The sequence below is a fragment of the Rhizobium sp. 01N424 genome, from assembly GCF_056399485.1.
The window spans coordinates 752,188-770,205 of sequence record NZ_JBFTRK010000001.1 but is presented as its reverse complement, the minus strand read 5'-3'; the positions used below and the strand labels follow the sequence as shown (position 1 = coordinate 770,205).

Annotated in this window: 18 protein-coding genes; 13 read left to right on the top strand and 5 right to left on the bottom strand. The window is 62.4% G+C overall.

The genetic code is table 11. The features are described 5' to 3' along the window. Positions 1 to 9 precede the first annotated feature (9 nt). On the top strand, positions 10 to 600 hold the full coding sequence (locus AC1DNK_RS03895) for a histidine phosphatase family protein (RefSeq protein WP_310291923.1): 591 nt from the start codon (positions 10 to 12) through the stop codon (positions 598 to 600). Between the two features lie 6 nt (positions 601 to 606). On the opposite strand, the gene AC1DNK_RS03890 is transcribed toward AC1DNK_RS03895, so the two are convergent. Further along, the gene (locus AC1DNK_RS03890; protein ID WP_112386465.1) at positions 607 to 867 is read right to left on the bottom strand and encodes a DUF1344 domain-containing protein; all 261 of its coding nucleotides are present in this window, start codon (positions 865 to 867) and stop codon (positions 607 to 609) included. Between the two features lie 245 nt (positions 868 to 1,112). On the opposite strand from AC1DNK_RS03890, the gene AC1DNK_RS03885 reads away from it, so the two are divergent. The 3 genes from AC1DNK_RS03885 (at position 1,113) to ribB (ending at position 6,666) form a co-directional block, all read left to right on the top strand. After that, positions 1,113 to 4,289 carry a bifunctional diguanylate cyclase/phosphodiesterase gene (locus AC1DNK_RS03885; RefSeq protein WP_477939407.1) on the top strand — a complete coding sequence of 1,059 codons (3,177 nt, stop codon included), beginning with the start codon at positions 1,113 to 1,115 and terminating at the stop codon, positions 4,287 to 4,289. Between the two features lie 165 nt (positions 4,290 to 4,454). Then, positions 4,455 to 5,552 (top strand): chorismate synthase, encoded by a 1,098-nt coding sequence (gene aroC / locus AC1DNK_RS03880; RefSeq protein ID WP_112386467.1) that lies wholly within the window; start codon positions 4,455 to 4,457, stop codon positions 5,550 to 5,552. A 10-nt stretch (positions 5,553 to 5,562) separates the two neighbouring features. Continuing rightward, on the top strand, positions 5,563 to 6,666 hold the full coding sequence (ribB, locus tag AC1DNK_RS03875; RefSeq protein ID WP_477939406.1) for a 3,4-dihydroxy-2-butanone-4-phosphate synthase: 1,104 nt from the start codon (positions 5,563 to 5,565) through the stop codon (positions 6,664 to 6,666). Between the two features lie 29 nt (positions 6,667 to 6,695). Here the strand turns inward: ribB and AC1DNK_RS03870 are convergent, their stop codons facing one another. Then, positions 6,696 to 7,046: a KTSC domain-containing protein gene (locus AC1DNK_RS03870; RefSeq protein ID WP_112537153.1), complete on the bottom strand. Its 351-nt coding sequence runs from the start codon at positions 7,044 to 7,046 to the stop codon at positions 6,696 to 6,698. A gap of 118 nt (positions 7,047 to 7,164) precedes the next feature. After that, positions 7,165 to 8,355 (bottom strand): winged helix-turn-helix domain-containing protein, encoded by a 1,191-nt coding sequence (locus AC1DNK_RS03865; RefSeq protein ID WP_477939403.1) that lies wholly within the window; start codon positions 8,353 to 8,355, stop codon positions 7,165 to 7,167. A 98-nt stretch (positions 8,356 to 8,453) separates the two neighbouring features. On the opposite strand from AC1DNK_RS03865, the gene AC1DNK_RS03860 reads away from it, so the two are divergent. Genes AC1DNK_RS03860 through AC1DNK_RS03850 form a run of 3 tightly spaced genes read left to right on the top strand, consistent with a single transcriptional unit; the run spans position 8,454 to position 10,324 of the window. After that, positions 8,454 to 9,128, top strand: coding sequence for an energy-coupling factor ABC transporter ATP-binding protein (locus AC1DNK_RS03860; protein WP_477939401.1), 675 nt, complete (start codon positions 8,454 to 8,456; stop codon positions 9,126 to 9,128). Further along, positions 9,128 to 9,736 carry an energy-coupling factor transporter transmembrane component T family protein gene (locus AC1DNK_RS03855; protein WP_477939400.1) on the top strand — a complete coding sequence of 203 codons (609 nt, stop codon included), beginning with the start codon at positions 9,128 to 9,130 and terminating at the stop codon, positions 9,734 to 9,736. The genes AC1DNK_RS03860 and AC1DNK_RS03855 overlap by 1 nt, the downstream gene beginning before the upstream one ends. Before the next feature lie 24 nt (positions 9,737 to 9,760). Beyond that, complete coding sequence (locus AC1DNK_RS03850) at positions 9,761 to 10,324, top strand: biotin transporter BioY (protein ID WP_477939876.1); 564 nt, start codon at positions 9,761 to 9,763, stop codon at positions 10,322 to 10,324. Here AC1DNK_RS03850 and AC1DNK_RS03845 read toward each other — a convergent pair. After that, entirely contained in the window at positions 10,321 to 10,722 is a 402-nt protein-coding gene (locus AC1DNK_RS03845) for an acyl-CoA thioesterase (RefSeq protein WP_477939399.1), read from the bottom strand. The genes AC1DNK_RS03850 and AC1DNK_RS03845 overlap by 4 nt on opposite strands. Before the next feature lie 160 nt (positions 10,723 to 10,882). Between AC1DNK_RS03845 and AC1DNK_RS03840 the strand changes: the two genes are divergently transcribed. The 6 genes from AC1DNK_RS03840 to dxs all read left to right on the top strand — a co-directional run bounded on the left by AC1DNK_RS03840 (position 10,883) and on the right by dxs (position 15,818). After that, positions 10,883 to 11,818 (top strand): histone deacetylase family protein, encoded by a 936-nt coding sequence (locus AC1DNK_RS03840; RefSeq protein WP_477939398.1) that lies wholly within the window; start codon positions 10,883 to 10,885, stop codon positions 11,816 to 11,818. 2 nt (positions 11,819 to 11,820) lie between these two features. Further along, complete coding sequence (locus AC1DNK_RS03835) at positions 11,821 to 12,072, top strand: exodeoxyribonuclease VII small subunit (RefSeq protein ID WP_003545921.1); 252 nt, start codon at positions 11,821 to 11,823, stop codon at positions 12,070 to 12,072. A gap of 85 nt (positions 12,073 to 12,157) precedes the next feature. Next, positions 12,158 to 12,457 (top strand): nucleotidyltransferase family protein, encoded by a 300-nt coding sequence (locus AC1DNK_RS03830; RefSeq protein ID WP_477939397.1) that lies wholly within the window; start codon positions 12,158 to 12,160, stop codon positions 12,455 to 12,457. A gap of 49 nt (positions 12,458 to 12,506) precedes the next feature. Further along, a complete protein-coding gene (locus tag AC1DNK_RS03825) occupies positions 12,507 to 12,809 on the top strand; it encodes a HepT-like ribonuclease domain-containing protein (protein ID WP_477939395.1) in 303 nt (100 codons plus the stop codon). 64 nt (positions 12,810 to 12,873) lie between these two features. Continuing rightward, positions 12,874 to 13,797: a pirin family protein gene (locus AC1DNK_RS03820; RefSeq protein ID WP_477939393.1), complete on the top strand. Its 924-nt coding sequence runs from the start codon at positions 12,874 to 12,876 to the stop codon at positions 13,795 to 13,797. Between the two features lie 104 nt (positions 13,798 to 13,901). After that, positions 13,902 to 15,818, top strand: coding sequence for a 1-deoxy-D-xylulose-5-phosphate synthase (dxs, locus tag AC1DNK_RS03815; protein ID WP_310292264.1), 1,917 nt, complete (start codon positions 13,902 to 13,904; stop codon positions 15,816 to 15,818). 200 nt (positions 15,819 to 16,018) lie between these two features. On the opposite strand, the gene AC1DNK_RS03810 is transcribed toward dxs, so the two are convergent. After that, positions 16,019 to 17,962 (bottom strand): methyl-accepting chemotaxis protein, encoded by a 1,944-nt coding sequence (locus tag AC1DNK_RS03810; protein ID WP_477939391.1) that lies wholly within the window; start codon positions 17,960 to 17,962, stop codon positions 16,019 to 16,021. Positions 17,963 to 18,018: the final 56 nt, after the last annotated feature.

The window sequence follows — 18,018 nt, the reverse complement described above, 5'->3', positions numbered from 1 at the left end:
GGACATGCCGTGCTTATCTATGTGGTCCGACACGGCCAGACCGATTGGAATGCCGAACGCCGTCTCCAGGGACAGAAGGACATTCCGCTGAACCCCATTGGCCGCGAACAAGCGCGGCTGAACGGCATCGATCTCGCAGAGATTCTGAAGGTCGAAGGCATTGCCTTCGACTTCGTTGCCAGCCCGTTGACCCGCACCCGCCAGACGATGGAGATTATCCGCGAGGCCATGGGCGTCGATCCCAAGGCCTACCGCACCGACGAGCGGCTGGTGGAGGTTTCCTTTGGTGACTGGGAAGGCTCGACGATCAAGGAACTGAAGGCGACGCAGCGTGATCGCGTCACCGAGCGCAACCTCAACAAATGGGATTTCATTCCGCCCGGCGACGACGCCGAGAGCTACGAGATCATGTCGTGGCGGATTGCGTCCTGGCTAAATTCCGTTGATAAACCAACAGTTTGCGTGACGCATGGCGGCGTCATTCGCAGTCTTTTCAAGATGATTGCCGATGTGCCGAAGCACGAAGCCGCCGAAGGCGACATTCCGCAGGACCGGATCTTGAAGATCGACAGGGCGGAACGGCTGATCGGCTGGATCTGATCCCGGTTACTGGACGATATCGAGGTCGTTGATGACGCGCTTGCCGTCGACCTCAGTATAGAAGATCACGACCTTCACGCCGGCCTTCAGACCATCGAAATTGAATTCTTCCGGCGCCTGATAGGTTTTGCCGTCGTCGAGCGTCAGGCTGAGATTGGCCGTATCGACCTTCTTGATCGTCGCTTCGACGTCGGCGCTCTCAGCGAAACCGCTGATCGGCGACAGGAAACTTGCGGTGGCCAACAGCGTGGCAACAAAAAAACGCATCGCGGCGACCCTCTTCACACTCGACTCAAAAATCTTATGGAACACAGATAACCCTCTGAATATGGCAAAAATTGCCCGGAACAATGGCTTTCGCCGCCCAATTGATGAATAGCATTTTAACAATAATCAGCAGCAGTGATTAACCATTATCCCCGGGTTCTTTTGGCGTCCGAAATATAAAATTGCAGGAAATCGTAAATTAACAAGTTCCTCTTACAGTTGCCGTTAAACAAGGGAGACTGATTTTGCTTTTCCGGCTGGGCGGCAACAGGCAACTGCGGCGAATTTTCAAGAATACATGGCTTTCGCTGCTGGTCTCCGGCTTTGTAGCGTTCATGATCGTTGCTGTCGGCATCACCCTTGATCGCGCCAATACTGCCGCGCATCTGCGCGAGTTGCAGATCCGCACGGAAAACGAGACTAATCTGATTCGCGCCCGCATGGCTGCACAGATCAACATGGACATCACCATCGTCCGCGACCTCTCCAACATGATTTCGCTGAGCGCCCGCACGAATGCCGAAGAGATGGAGCGGCAGATCAACTGGCTGCTGATCCAGAACCCGCATTTCATCAATGTGGCCGTCGCCCCCGGCTTCGTCGTCAGGAACGTCTACCCGCCGCAGTCCAACAAGTCGCGGATCGGCAAGGATGTGCGCGAAGTGCTTTCGGGCATGCAATCGGTCGCCCGCAATACCGGCGACCAGCAGGCGCGCTTCTACGGCCCGATCAAGACATCCGAAGGCAAGGATGCGTTTGCGATCTTCTTCCCGATCTTCGTCAAGGAAGATGGGCAGCGGAAGATCTGGGGCGCTGTCGAGGTCACCATCGACCGCGACATGTTTTATGAGAACACCGGCCTGAAGCCGGCGCGCAACAGCGAGAACCAGGAGCGCTATCCGCATCTTGATCACCTGGCGATCGCGGTTCGCGATCTTGGGACGGCAGCGGCCGATTCGGCAGCACCCTTCTTCGGCGACACCGATGTTTTCGACAAGCAGCCGCTGCGCCGCAAGATCGCCTTTGCCGGCGGACGCTGGGAGCTGTCGGCCGTGCCGATGACCGGCTGGGAGGAAGCGCCGCCGAACCAGTCGCAGCTCAGGGTGATCATCATCACCGCCGGTTGCGTGATCATCATCCCGATCTTCTTCGCAACCCTGCTGCTCGGCGAGCGCAACCGCAACATCTCGCAGCTGGAACGCCGCGAGGTGAAGCTGCTCGAGCTTTCGCAGCGCCTCAATCTGGCGCTCGATTCCTCCAATATCGGCATCTGGGAACTCGAGGACGGCGGCCACAGTCTCTATTGGGACGGCCGCGCTTCGGCGCTGCACGGCGAAGGGACCGGCGAAGGAAGCCACCCGCTGGAAAGCTGGCTTTCGAAGATCGCGGCCGAAGACCGGCCGATCGCCGAGGCGCATTTCTTCAATTGCAGCGTGGCGGGCACTTCCTGCACCGCGCAGTACCGCATCTTCCTCGCAGACGGCACGGTCCGCCATCTGCGCTCAGTCGGCTCGTTCTATACCGACGCCGGCGGTGTTGGCCGGACGATCGGCATCGTCGCCGATGTGACCGCCGATGCGGAAGCGGCCGACACGCTGCGCCGGGCAAAGAACACCAGCGACATCAAGAATGCCGAGCTGGAGCTGGCGCTCGACGAGATTTCACGCCGCGAGGCCGAGTTGACCGAAGTGTCCGGCAAGCTGGATCTGGCGCTCGATGCCTATCAGTGCGGCATCTGGGATGCCACGGTCGGCAACCAGGGTTCGCTCTGGGACGAGCGCATGCACGAGCTCTACGGCCTGGCTCCGCGCAACGGCTTCGTCACCGAAGATCTCTGGCTCTCCTGCATCCATCCGGACGATCGCGCGGCTGCGGTCGAGGCGTCGCGCTTCTTCAACCAGCCGGGCGACACCCATACGCTGATTTGCCGCGTCCCCTGCCCCGACGGCGGCGTGCGCTACGTCCGCTCCACCGGCAAGGTGCACCAGACGCCCTCGGGCGCCACCAAGGTCATCGGCGTTGCCTTCGACGTCACCGAGGACGCGCTGCTGACGGCCGAGCTCAAGGCCGCCAAGGACGAGGCGGTTGCCAAGAATATCGAGCTTGAACTTGCCAAGAACCGCATCGAGCACAATTCGCTGCATGACCCGCTGACCGGCCTCGCCAACCGCCGCAAGATCGATATCGCGCTGGAAAGCCTGACGATCGACGCGCGCTCGCAGCGCCAGAAATTCGCGATCCTGCATATCGACCTCGACCGCTTCAAGGAAATCAACGACACGCTCGGCCACGCCGCCGGCGATGCGATGCTGGTGCACGCTTCCAAGGTGCTGTCGAAGAATGTGCGCGGCAGCGATCTCGTGGCGCGCATCGGTGGCGACGAGTTCGTGATCCTGGCGCATGATGTCAGCGACGTCGATATGGCCGAACTAGCAGGCCGCGTCATCGAGGAAATGCGCCAGCCGATCGACTTCCAGGGCTTCTCGTGCCGCTGCGGCGTGTCGATCGGCATCGCGCTTGCCAACGGCATCCATGTCGATGCGCGCAAGATGCTGATCAATGCCGATATCGCGCTCTACCGCGCCAAGAGCATGGGCCGGAACCGCTACGAGTTCTTCAACCAGAACCTCCAGGCCGACATCATCAACAACAAGCGCACGGCCGACGAGATCCTCGCCGGTATCGACAACAACGAGTTCACCGCCTGGTATCAGCCGCAGTTCTGCGCCCGCTCGATGAAGCTGACCGGCGTCGAAGCGCTGGTGCGCTGGCACCATCCGACCCGCGGCGTGCTGACGCCGGACAAGTTCCTGCGGATTGCCGACGAGATCAACGTGGTGCAGACGCTTGACAGCATCGTCCTGGAAACCGCGCTGAAGGACAAGATGCGCTGGGCGGCCCATGGTCTCCTGGTGCCGCAGGTCTCGGTCAACGTCTCGGCGCGGCGCCTGCATGACGGCAGCCTCTTCGAGTCGCTCAGCCACCTGCATATCCGCCCGGGCGAACTGTCCTTCGAGCTGGTGGAATCGATCTTCCTAGACGAGAGCGAAGACGTCGCCGCCCAGAACCTCGACCGGATCAAGGCGCTCGGCATCGACATCGAGATCGACGATTTCGGCACCGGCCACACCTCGATCGTCTCGCTCCTGAAACTGAAGCCGAAGCGGCTGAAGATCGACCGCCAGCTGGTGCAGCCGATCCTTCACTCCTCGCAGGAACGCACGCTGGTGCGCTCGATCATCGATATCGCCCGCTCGCTTGGCGTCGAGACTGTGGCAGAAGGCGTCGAGAGCATCGACCATGCCGACATGCTGCGCGATCTCGGCTGCGATATCCTGCAGGGCTATGCCTTCTCGCGGCCGCTTGCCTTCGAAGACTTCACGCAGGCCGCACTCGGCACCGCCTGGCGCCTCGCCTCGTAAAGCCCATCGTTTCCAAATTGCAGAAACATCATTCTCAGATTGCGCCGCTTTTCGGCAAAGAAAGGCGTTTGCCCGCTTTGCTTTTTGGCCTATGAGTGACCGCGAATTTCTGGAAGTCTGGCGCTGCCGGCGACGGCCTAGGCGGCGCCCATTGGTCGGTAACACATGTCGCACAACACATTCGGTCATCTTTTCCGCGTCACGACCTGGGGCGAAAGCCACGGTCCGGCACTCGGCTGCGTCGTCGATGGCACGCCGCCCGGCCTGCGCTTCAAGCTCGAGGACATTCAGGTCTGGCTCGACAAGCGCAAACCCGGCCAGTCGCGTTTCGTGACGCAGCGCCGCGAGGACGATCTGGTCAAGGTTCTCTCCGGCGTGATGCTGGATGCCGATGGCGAGACGATGATCACCACGGGTACGCCGATCTCGATGCTGATCGAGAATACCGACCAGCGCTCCAAGGACTACGGCGAAATCGCCCGCCAGTACCGCCCGGGCCATGCCGACTATACCTATGACGTCAAATACGGGATCCGCGACTATCGCGGCGGCGGGCGCTCCTCGGCGCGCGAGACTGCGGCCCGTGTGGCCGCCGGCGGCATTGCCCGCCTCGTCGTGCCTGAGATGAAGGTGCGCGCCGCGCTGATCCAAATCGGCAAGCACAAGATCAACCGTCAGAACTGGGATTGGGCTCAGGTCGACCAGAACCCGTTCTTCGCGCCCGATGCCGCTATCGTGCCCGTCTGGGAAGAATATCTCGACGGCATCCGCAAGAGCGGCTCATCCGTCGGCGCCGTGGTCGAGGTCATTGCCGAAGGCGTTCCGGCCGGTCTCGGCGCACCGATTTATGCCAAGCTCGACCAGGACATCGCATCGCTGCTGATGTCGATCAATGCCGTCAAGGGCGTCGAGATCGGCAACGGCTTCGGCGCGGCCGAAATCACCGGCGAGGAGAATGCCGACGAGATGCGGATGGGCAATGACGGCAATCCGCTGTTCCTCTCCAACCACGCAGGCGGCATCCTCGGCGGCATTTCCACTGGCCAGCCTGTCATCGCCCGCTTCGCCATCAAGCCGACTTCCTCGATCCTGACCGAGCGCCAGTCGATCGATGCCGACGGCAAGAATGTCGATATCCGCACCAAGGGCCGTCACGACCCCTGCGTCGGCATCCGCGCCGTGCCGATCGGCGAGGCGATGGTTGCCTGCGCCATTGCAGATCATTACCTCCGCGACCGTGGCCAGACCGGCCGGCTGAAATAGGAATTGCTCCATGCCTTATGACCAGAAGCGCGTCGTCGATGCCATCCGGGCCTTCGAAGCCGGCGAAATCGTCGTTGTCATGGATGACGACGACCGCGAGAACGAAGGCGACCTGATCGTCGCCGCCGTCCACTGTACGCCGGAGAAGATGGCCTTCATCGTGCGCCACACCTCGGGCATCGTCTGCACGCCGATGCCGAAGGAAGAGGCCAAGCGCCTGAACCTGAATGCCATGGTCGCCGAAAACGACTCGGCGCATACGACGGCCTTCACGGTCTCGGTCGACTTCAAGCACGGCACGACGACGGGCATCTCTGCCGACGACCGGACGCTGACGGTGCGCAATCTTGCCAACCCGAATGTGGGTGCTGCCGATTTCGTCCGGCCGGGCCACATTTTCCCGCTGGTTGCCCGCGAGGGCGGCGTGCTGATGCGTTCCGGCCATACTGAAGCAGCCGTCGATCTCTGCAGGCTTGCCGGCCTGCCGCTGATCGGCGTGATCAGCGAGCTCGTCAACGACAACGGCACCGTCATGCGCGGTCCGCAGGTAAGCAGCTTTGCGGAGGAATACGGCCTCAAGCAGGTGTCGGTTGCCGACCTGATCGCCTACCGCCAGCGCAAGGAAACGCTGATCGAGCTCGGCGCGAGCTTCGAGATCGAAACCCCGTTCGGCAAGGCCAAGGCCCATACCTATTCGCTTCCCTGGGATCCGATGCAGCATCTCGCAGTCGTCTTCGGCGACATCCGCGACGGCATCGACATTCCGGTGCGCCTGCATCCGGAGAATGTTGCCGAAGATCTGTTCGGCAAGAAGAGCCCTGTCGACCACTACATGCAGAAGATCGCCGAGGAAGGCCGCGGCATCATCGTCTATCTACGCGAAGGCTCCGTCGGTGTCGGCCATATCGACAACGGCCGCAAGGCTCGCAGCCAGGGCCGCGAGGCGCATGCCGAAGCAGCAACGCGCGAGAGCGAATGGCTGGAAATCGGTCTCGGCGCACAGATCCTGAAGGATCTCGGCGTGACCTCGATCAAGCTTCTGACCAGCCGCGAGCGGCATTACGTCGGGCTCGAGGGTTTTGGGATCAAGATCACCAAGACTGAACTCGGCTGATCACAGAAAATGCGCCTATTCGCCCGCGCTCAGGCGGCGATACGCTTGAAGCGGGGGCGGACGTTGCGCATGTAATACTTGCCCGGCGACTGCGAGGTGACCATGGCAATCACATGCGCCTCGTTGACGCCCTCGAAGGTCCGGTCCTCGCCATTGCTGAGGCAGACGCGAAGACGGCCATCCTCCTGACTGAAATAAACCGCGTCGATCAGCGCCGACTTTACCGCGACCGGCTTCATCGGCTCTCGCTGTTCGCCCGGCGAGAGCGTTGAGGCCGCCGCGGCACGGGCGTCGCGGCGGTTGCGGATCAGAGCCCTGACCCTGCGGCCCAGGTCGTTCCAAGCCAACCATGCGGCATATCTGATGAGGTGCGTTTTCATGCGCCAACCGTAGGGGAACGGTGCTTAACAAGTTTGGCATGGGCATGGTAAACCGGCGTCAAGATTAACGCCGGGTAATTTCGAAAAAACTGCTTAAAATTCAAACGACTGGCATCAACTACCCGAGCCAGCCATTGGCAAGGATCACGCGCTCCACGCCGGCAAAGCGGGCGACGCGGTCGAGCTCGGCAGCGAGCCTGTTGAGACGTCCGGCCGAGCCCCGCACACCCGGCTCCAGCCACAGACGCTTCACATCCAGCGTGCCCTTCTTCCTGTCAGCCTTCATGTCGATCCGGCCAATGAGCCTGTCGCCTTCGAGCAGCGGGAAGACGTAGTAGCCATATTCACGCTTCGGCTCCGGAACGAAGATCTCGATGCGGTAGAAGAAGCCGAAGAGGCGTTCGGTGCGGTTGCGGTCGCGGATCATCGGGTCGAAGGGGCTGAGCACGCGGATGCGGGGCGGCGCATCCGGATAGCCGTCTATCGTGGCCGGGAATTCGGCAAGCGCCCAGGACGGGCGCGGTTTGCCGCCGAGCGCCGGTTCAATGATCACCTCGGTGAGTTCGTCGCGATGGGCGACAACCCAGGCTTTGGCGGCTTCTGGAGAAATCAGGTTCCAGAAGGCGGCGATCTCGCCTGATGTGGCAAAGCCGAGACGCGTCAGCGCGCTGCGGCAGGCCCAGTCGATGAACTCTTCGCGATCGACTTCGGGCCCACGGAACTCGTCCGGGATAACCCTTTCCACGAGGTCGTAGATCTTCTGGAAGTTCGAGCGCCCGGCGATGGCGAACTTGCCCGTATGCCAGAAATATTCGAGCGCAGTCTTGTTCGGATGCCAGTTCCACCAGCCGCCGGAGACATGGCCATCCGCCTTGATCTCGCGGGCGAGGATGGCGCCGTTTGCCACGACACGGTCGTAGGTTTCCTCGAAGGCATCCTCAAAACCCTCGCCACGCCATTTGCGCCAGCGCTCGACCAGCACTTCCTCCTGATGGACGAACTTGTGCTTCCAGTATTTGAAGAAGGCGCTCGGCAGGATCGAGGCGTCATGCGTCCAGTGTTCGAACAGCGCACCGTCCTTTTCCAGAAGCGAAGTCAGGTGTTCGCGCCGGTAGGTCTGGTTGCGGGAGAACAGGATCTGGTGATGGGCGCGCTCGACCGTCTGGATGCTGTCGACCTGCACGAAGCCGAGATCGTGGATGAGCTGCAAGAGCCCGTCCTTGGTCAAGGCGCGGTTCGGCGGTGCGCTCAGCCCCTGCTTGGCAATGAAGACGCGGCGGGCATCGGCATTCGAGAGCAGATTCGTCATGGCTTCATCATATGCCGGAAAATCTTCCTAGCCACCCGCTTTTGCACTTTCCGCGCCGCCGCTGTAGAAGCTTGAGCCTAATCTATGAGGGACTGAATTTGGACATCCGTTTCGAAGGCGCTGCGGTCAGCTACGGCGCGCGGCAGGCGCTGCAGCCGCTAACGCTGCAGCTTGCCGAAAACCGCATCGGCGTGATCGGGCTGAACGGCTCCGGCAAGACGACCTTCGCGCGGCTGATCAACGGACTTGCCAAGCCGACGGCCGGACGCGTGCTCGTCAACGGGCGCGATACGGCCGATGAGCGGGGTGCGCTTGGCGATGTCGGCTTCATCTTCCAGCAGCCGCAGAACCAGATCATCCTGCCCATCGTGAAGGATGATATCGCCTTCGGCCTGAAGAGCCGCGGCGTGCCGAAATCCGAGATCGAGGCAAAGGTCGAAGCCGTCCTGGCGCGCTTCGACGCGGCCCATCTCGGCAGCCGGCGGGCGCACGAGCTTTCCGGCGGCGAACTCCAGATCGCAGCGCTCGCCTCGGTGCTCGTCACCGGCCCCGATATCCTGATCCTCGACGAGCCGACCAACCAGCTGGATCTCAAGAACCGGGCGCTGGTGCAGCGGCTGATCGAGGGCCTGCCGGAGAATGCCATCGTCATCACCCATGACCTGGAGCTGATTGCCGGTTTCGGCCGCGTGCTGGTTTTCCACGAGGGGGCACTTGCCGCCGACGCGCCGGCGGCAGAGGCGATCGGGCGCTACCGGGAGATCGCCGGCTGATGCAATCGCTTTATGTCGAGGGTAACAGCCTCATGCACCGGCTGCCGGCGCGCGCCAAGCTGCTCGTGCTGGCTATCCTCGGCATCATTCTTTTCACCACGCGCGATATTCCGCTGCTGTCATTCGCCGTGCTGGCAAGTGCCATGCTCTATTTCCGGCTCGGCATTCCCTTTGCCCAGGCACTGCAGCGGCTGAAGCCGGTGCTGCTGACGATCGGCATCGTCGCGCTGTTCAGTCTTGCCTTCAATCCCTGGCAAGGCGCCGTCGTCGCGCTTCTCAGGCTGACGTCGCTGATGTTCTTTGCCGCCGCCGTGACGGCGACAACGACGATCGCCGAATTCATCGACGAGATCACGCTGCTTGCCCGCCCGCTCGAGCGGCTGGGACTGGTGCAGGCCAATGATGTCGGGCTGGCGGTCGGGCTCGTCGTGCGCTTCGTGCCCGAGATTCTCGGCCGCTATCAGGCGATCAAGGAAGCGCATGCGGCGCGCGGCATCAAGGTGCGTCCGGTGACGATGCTGGCGCCGCTCATCATCCTGACGCTCAGAGATGCGGATAACATCGCCGCGGCAATTGACGCGCGCGGCATTCGGCGGCATGTCAGTTAACCGATCGTAAACACGGAGCCTATGATGAGCACCCGCGACCTAGTCCTTTCTGCCCTTTTTGCCGCCATCATCGTGGCGCTCGGCATTCTGCCGCCGATCACGCTCGGCTTCATTCCGGTGCCGATCACCGCGCAATCGATGGGCGTGATGATGGCTGGCGTCGTGCTTGGCGCACGCCGCGGCGTGGTTGCCGTACTGATCGTCTGGGTGCTTGTCGCCATCGGCCTGCCGGTTCTCTCCGGCGGCCGCGGCGGACTTGCCGCCTTTGCTGCACCGACGACGGGCTTCCTGATCGGCTGGCTGTTTGCCGCCTTCACCACCGGCTATCTGAGCGAACGTCTCGTCAAGGCGGAACAGTCCGGCCTGGTGCAGACCGTGGGTTTCTTCCTGTCGGCGATGATCGGCGGGATCGTCGTGCTCTATGCTTTCGGCATCGGTTATCTGGCGCTGGTCAGCGGCGTCAACCTTGAGCAGGCCTTCATCGGCTCCATGGCTTTCGTACCCGGTGACGTCGCCAAGGCCTTCGTCGCAGCGCTGGTCGGCCGCGCCGTGATGGTCGGCTATCCGCTGCTGCCGGCGCGCGCCTAATCGAGAAAACTGTAGAGCCAGTCGCGCGTCTCTTCCGGCAGCGCGACCGGCTCGCCACTCTCGCGCCCGCGCGCCTGCCAGGTCAGCTCCACTTCGGCGGCCCGATCTGACTTGGCATCGACAGAAATGATGAAGCCGACGGAGCGAAGGCCGATCTTGTCGACGGTCGCGGTAAAGGTCGCATCGTCGTCATAGGCAAGCGGACGGTGCAGCGTGCAGGATACCTTGGCGGCCACATAGAGCGGTTCGTCATCAAGCTCCGGCCGCATCGACCAGAAGCCTGCAAGCACCGCCTCGGCGTGGGAAATATAGGACGCGAGGAACATCTGACCGTTCATGTCCACATCCCGGAACGGTATTCGTATCTGCGCCACATTGCTGCGTTTCGGCTTTGCCATCGAATTGTCTTCCCCCTGCCCCGCGCGGACACTAGGCGCCGCCAGAGATGAAGTAAACGCTTGCGATGATAGGCACGCGACAGTGCACACCTGTTGAAATAGCCATGCCCGGCACCATCTGCTGTGGATCATGACAGGGCCAGAGGATAAGAGTGTCGCCATGAGCACCCGCCTTTACGAACACCCGATCTTTCTTGAGCATGTCACGCCTGAAGGCCATCCCGAACGGCCGGACCGGATGCGCGCGATCAACGTCGCGCTCGGCCATCCGAACTTCGAGCGGCTGGACCGCAAGGAGGCACCGCAGGCCAACGAGGATGCGGTTCTGCTCGCCCATCCGGAAGAGCATCTGATTGCCGTGATGCGGCAGATCCCCGAGGAGGAAGGCGAGATCAACCAGCTGGAAGCCGACACCTATGCGAGCTCGAAGAGCCTGCAAGCGGTGCTGACGGGCGTCGGCGGCGCCATGGGTGCCGTCGATGACGTGTTCACCGGCAAGGCCGACAACGTCTTCGTCGCCGCGCGGCCGCCCGGCCACCATGCCGAGAAGAGCAAGGCAATGGGTTTCTGCTTCTTCAACAATGCCGCGATCGCCGCCCGCCATGCGCAGAAGCGTTATGGCGCCGAACGTGTCGCGATCGTCGACTGGGACGTGCATCACGGCAACGGCACACAGGACATTTTCTGGGACGATCCCTCGGTGCTGTTCTGCTCGACGCACCAGATGCCGCTCTATCCGGGATCCGGCGCCAAGGACGAAACCGGCAAGCACGGCACGATCGTCAATGCGCCGCTCTCGCCGAATGTCGGCAGCGACCACTTTCGCGAAGCCTTCAAGTCCCGCGTGCTGCCGGCGCTCAACGACTTCCGCCCGGACCTGATCATCATCTCCGCCGGCTTCGACGCGCATCACCGCGATCCGCTGGCACAGATCAATCTGGTCGGCGAGGATTTCGACTGGGCGACCGGAAGATTGCTGGAGATAGCCGACAAAAGCGCCTCCAACCGGGTCGTCAGCCTGCTGGAAGGCGGATATGATCTCGAAGGCCTCGCCGAATCGGCAGGCCTGCATGTGCTTCGATTGATGAAGGGTTGAGTATGACTGACAGCGCCAAGCCTGAAGTTTCAGGTCTTTCCTTCGAAAAGGCCGTGGCCGAACTCGAAAGCATCGTTGCCCGCCTGGAACGCGGCGACGTGGCGCTGGACGAATCCATCGAGATCTACGAGCGCGGCGAAGCGCTGAAGAAGCATTGCGAAACCCTGCTTTCCGCAGCTGAAAACCGCATCGAGAAGATCCGCCTCGACCGCGCCGGCAAGCCGCAGGGCGTGGAGCCGCTCGACGGGGCTTGATTGGCGGCAACCGGATGAATGCATTCCGGAGTGGCACTCGACCGAACAGCGCAAATTCCCTATATTCCTTGGTATGGACAAGGATATGGTCATCACCAAGCTGAGGGAGCACGAGGACGAGCTGCGCGCCGCCGGCGCGGAGCATCTGTCGGTCTTTGGCTCCGTGGCACGCGGTGAAGCGACGCCGGAATCGGACCTCGATATTCTCGTCAAGCTCAGCGATCCAATCATGAAATCAGGTCTGGATTACTTCAGCGCGATCGCGAACCTGGAAGACCGGATTACAGAGATCACCGGCTTCCACAAGGTGGATGTGATCGCCGAACCTCTGCAGAAGGAGCGGTTTCGCCTGAACGTCGAACAGGACCGCGCTGTTGCCTTCTAAACGTCCCCTGACGCGGATTCGCGATATCGTCGAAAATGGGGAGGCCGTTTTGGAATATATCCGAGACATGGACCTGAAGGCCTACCAAGAAAATCGCCTCGTTCGCGATGCCACCGAGCGCTGCTTTGCCCGGATATCCGAAGCAGCCGTCAAACTGGGACCCTTGGCCGAGGAACTGTTTCCGGCCCATAACTGGCTGGCGATGCGTCATTTCGGCAATGTGCTTCGCCACGACTATCGCGGTGTGCTCGATACCGTCATCTGGAATGCCGCCACCAATCCGCTCCCACCCCTGCTCGACGAGCTTGCATCTTTCCTTGCCCGTTATCCTGAAGAGCAGGAAACGCTCTGACCATTGAAATCGCGTCGCGCTATCCGCATGTTCCGGATCTCGCTGGCATCTAGAGGAAACCGTCATGTCCTTCTTCCCCGGTAAAGACCCCCTGCCCGGCGATGCCTTCGCCTGTGATGCGATCGAGAACCTGATCATTCCGCGGACCAGCGATATCGGTGGTTTCCAGGTGCGGCGTGCGCTTCCGACAAGGCAGCGGCGGCTGGTCGGGCCGTTCATTTTCTTCGACCGCATGGGACCGGCGATCCTGAAGCCGGATGAGGCGCTGGATGTGAAGCCGCATCCGCATATCGGGCTTTCGACGGTTACTTATCTGTTCGACGGGGAAATCCGTCATCTCGACAGCCTCGGCACCGAGAAGGTGATCCGCCCCGGCGATATCAACCTGATGACGGCCGGGCGCGGCATCGTGCATTCGGAGCGCACGCCCGACAATCTGCGCGGTCATCCGCTGCTGATGTCGGGGTTGCAGACCTGGCTGGCGCTGCCCGATGACAAGGAAGAGATCGATCCGGCCTTCGCCCATACCGAAAAGAGCGAGATGCCCGTCATCGAGGATGCCGGCATTCGCGGCCGCGTCGTCATCGGTTCGTTCGAGGGCCTGAAATCGCCGGTCAAGGTGTTCTCCGATACGCTCTATGCCGACATCAACATCCAGCCGGGCGCCAAGTTTCCGTTTGCTGCGGCCCATGAAGAGCGTGCGGTCTATGTGCTGTCGGGCGAAGTGGTCATCGCCGGAGACCGTTTTGCGGCCGACCAGCTGCTGGTTTTCCGGCCGGGCGATCCGATCACGCTGGAGGCAGGAAGCGACGGCTGTCACCTGATGCTCTTCGGAGGCGCGGCCCTGAATTCCAAGCGCTACATATGGTGGAATTTCGTCTCGTCCTCGAAAGAGCGCATCGAGAAGGCCAAGGAAGAATGGCGCACCGGCCGTTTCGACATCGTTCCGGGGGATGAAGAGGAATTCGTGCCTTTGCCTGAGGGCTGAACTTCTCTAGAATGGCGGGGTTGCGGTTCTTGAAACGCACTTGTTTTGCCGCAATTTAATCGGAATAAGCATAAGCCTAGAATGACAAGAAAGAGCGCCCGCCCGTGACAAACCCGCTGAAGACACCGCTGCTTGATCAGGTCACCTATCCCGCCGACCTGCGCAAGCTCGATGATCGCGAGCTGCCGCAGCTTGCGCGCGAGGTCCGCGACGAGATGATCGACGCTGTCTCGCGAACGGGTGGACATCTGGGTGCCGGCCTCGGTGTCGTCGAGCTGACGATCGCCATCCACAGCGTTTTCAACACGCCCGACGACCGGCTGATCTTCGACGTCGGCCACCAGTGTTATCCGCACAAGATCCTGACCGGCCGCCGCGACCGCATCCGCACGCTGCGCCAGGAAAACGGCCTGTCCGGTTTTACCCGCCGCGCCGAAAGCGAATACGACCCCTTTGGCGCTGCCCATTCCTCAACCTCGATCTCCGCCGGTCTCGGCATGGCTGTCGCCGCCGAGCTCGACAAGACCGACAAGCGGGTGATCGCGGTGATCGGCGACGGCGCGATGTCGGCCGGCATGGCCTATGAGGCGCTGAACAATGCCGGTGCGCTGGACGCCCGGCTGATCGTCATCCTCAACGACAACGACATGTCGATCGCCCCGCCGACCGGCGCGATGAGCGCCTATCTGGCGCGTCTCGCTTCCGGCCGCACCTATATGGGCTTCCGTGATTTCGGCAAGAAACTGACCGCCTATCTCGGCAAGAAGGTCGACCGCGCCATCACGCGCGCCGTCGAGCATGCGCGCGGCTATGTGACCGGCGGGACGATGTTCGAGGAGATGGGCTTCTACCATATCGGCCCGATCGACGGTCATTCCTTCGAGCACCTGCTGCCGGTGCTGCGCAATGTGCGCGACCATGCGGAAGGGCCTGTTCTCATCCATGTCGTGACCCAGAAGGGCAAGGGCTATCCGCCGGCAGAAGCTGCCGCCGACAAGTATCACGGCGTCAACAAGTTCGATGTCATCACCGGCGCCCAGGCGAAGGTGAAGCCGAATGCGCCGAGCTATACGAGCGTCTTTGCCGAAGCGCTGGCGCAGGAAGCCGAGCTCGACGACAAGATCGTCGGCATCACCGCCGCCATGCCGAACGGCACCGGCCTGGACAAGCTGGCGAGCCTCTATCCGGCCCGCTGTTTCGACGTCGGCATTGCCGAGCAGCATGCGGTGACCTTTGCCGCCGGTCTCGCCGCCGAAGGCTACAAGCCGTTTGCGGCGCTCTATTCGACTTTCCTGCAGCGCGCCTATGACCAGGTGGTCCATGACGTTGCCATTCAGGGTCTGCCGGTCCGCTTCCCGATCGACCGCGCCGGCTTCGTCGGCGCCGACGGGCCGACCCATGCCGGCTCCTTCGACACGACCTTCCTCGCAGCCCTTCCCGGCTTCGTGGTGATGGCCGCCGCCGATGAGGCGGAACTGAAGCATATGGTGCGCACCGCTGCCGCCTATGACGCCGGTCCGATCTCGTTCCGCTATCCGCGCGGCGAAGGTGTCGGCATTGAGATGCCGGTGCGCGGCGAAATCCTGCAGATCGGCAAGGGCCGGATCGTCAAGGAAGGCACCAAGGTGGCGCTGCTCTCCTTCGGCACCCGCCTGGCCGACAGCCTGCTTGCCGCCGAAGATCTCGATGCGGCCGGTCTTTCGACCACCGTTGCCGATGCGCGCTTTGCCAAGCCGCTCGACCACGACCTGATCCGCCAGCTCGCCGCCCACCACGAAATCCTGATCACCATCGAGGAAGGCTCCGTCGGCGGCTTCGGCAGCCACGTGATGCAGTTCCTGGCCATGGAAGGCCTGCTCGACAACGGGCTCAAGGTGCGCTCGCTTGTCATGCCCGACATTTGGATGGAACAGGCGAAGCCCGAGGCGATGAATGCCCATGCAGGGCTGGATCGCGCCGGGATTGTCTCGACGGTATTCCGGGCGCTCGGTCGCAGTGCTGCGGTTGGGGTTGCGGGTTAAATCGCAAAACGCCTGATCCGGGACCCCCTCACCGTACCCTCTCCCCGAGGGGAGAGGGGAAGCTTGAGTTTGGAGCAGGCCTTTCGTTCACACTCCCTTCTCCCCTCGGGGACATGAGGGGCCACACCCGCAAGCACCCAAAAACAAAAAAGCCCCCGAAGTTTCCCTCGGGGGCCCTGTCTCAGACGATCAGGCTGATCTCAAAACTCTTCCCAATCTTCCTGCACGGCCGCAGCGGCCGTTGCAGTCCTGCCGCCGAATGCGGAGGCGACGCGGTTGTTCAGAGCGCGGGCCGGAGAGGCGACCGGGCGTGAGGCCGGCTGGGCGACTGCCGCGCGCGGGGCGACGGCGACGGCTGCGGCGGCACCGAGCTTGAACTGATGCAGGAGAGCGTCGAGGGATGCGGCTTCCTGCGCCAGCGAATGACTGGCAGCCGTCTGTTCCTCGACCATTGCGGCGTTCTGCTGCGTGCCCTGGTCCATGTTGTTGACGGCCGTGTTGATCTCCTGCAGGCCGATCGACTGTTCGCGGGTGGCGGTGACGATCGCGCCGACGTGGCGGTTGATCTCCTGGACCTCGTTGACGATTTCGGCCAGCGCCTTGCCGGTCTGATCGACGAGCGAGACACCGGTATTGACCTGTTCGCCCGAGGTGTTGATCAGCGCCTTGATTTCCTTGGCGGCCTGGGCCGAGCGCTGGGCAAGCTCACGGACTTCCTGAGCGACAACCGCAAAGCCCTTGCCGGCTTCACCGGCACGCGCCGCTTCGACACCGGCGTTCAGCGCCAGGAGGTTGGTCTGGAAGGCGATATCGTCGATAACGCCGATGATGTTGCTGATCTCGCCCGAAGACTTCTCGATCTGCTCCATGGCGGTGACGGCCTTGCGGACGACGTCGCCGGAGCGCTCGGCGCCCACACGGGCACGCTCGACCAGATGGCCAACATCTTCGGCGCGCTTGGCGCTGTCGCGAACAGTGGTCGTGACCTCTTCGAGGGCTGCGGCGGTCTCTTCGACGGCTGCGGCCTGCTGCTCTGTGCGGCGGGCGAGATCGTCGGCGGCCGAGCGGATTTCACCGGCACCGGCATTGATCGCCGAGGCGTTGCGGCCGACCGACTGCAGCGTTGCCTGCAGCTTGCCCGCGGCATTGTTGAAGTCGGTGCGCAGGCCGTCGAACTGTTGAGAGAACGGCGTGGTGATGCGGCTCGCGACATCCCCATTGGCGAGGTTCGAGAGGCCTGTTGCGAGACCTTCGATCGCCGAACGGATTTCGGCCGCTTCGCGGGCCTTGTCCTCATCGGAGAGCAGGCGCTGGCGTTCGGCTTCGCCGCGCATACGGTCGGTTTCGCCTGATAGCCGCAGCTTTTCGGCGGCAGCTTCCTTGAAGACCAGAACCGACTGGGCCATGCGGCCGACTTCATCGCGGCGGTCGAGGGCCGGAACGTCCACGTCGTGGTGGCCGCTTGCGAGGCGGTCCATGGCCGATGTCATGCCGATGATCGGCTGAACGATGGCGCGCGACAGCAGCCATGCGAGAACGGCGGCGGCCAGCGAGGCACCGATGCCGCCGAAGAGCAACGTATTGTTCAGATCGCTATCGGCATCGGCCTGGATGGCGGCGAGCGAAGCAGACTTGTCGCGGGCGGCGGCCTTGATCTTGGCGGAGGCCTGACGAAAGCCGTCGAGCTGGCCCTTGGTGGCATTGACGCCAATCTTGACGACGTCGGCGATCGGGGTTTCGGTTTCCTTGCGGGCCTTGGCCTGCGGCTCGGCGAGCTCGTGGAAATAGAGATCAGCAGCCTTCTGCATGCCGTCGATCATGTCGAGCACGGCGGGTTCGTCTGCCGCACTTTCCTTGGCCGAGGCGATCGCCTTCAGCATGCGCTCACGATTGGCGAAAATATCGCCATAGGTGCTGTCGGAGCGGAACAGAATGAAGCCGCGCAGATTGACGGCCTGCTCGAGCATGGCCTGCAGCGCGTCGTCGATCTGATTGACGAGGAGCTCGGATTTTTCCTGCTGGGCGGCGGCGGCAGATGAAGCGCCGGCCTTGACGTAAACATAGGACGAGACGGCAACGAAAATGACGATGAGGGCTGCGAACGTCGCCGCGAGCTTCCCCTTGAGTGAGATATTGGCGAACACCGGTAATTCTCCTGGCAAATAATCGGCGCGGCAAAGGACGGGCCGCCGATGGGCAG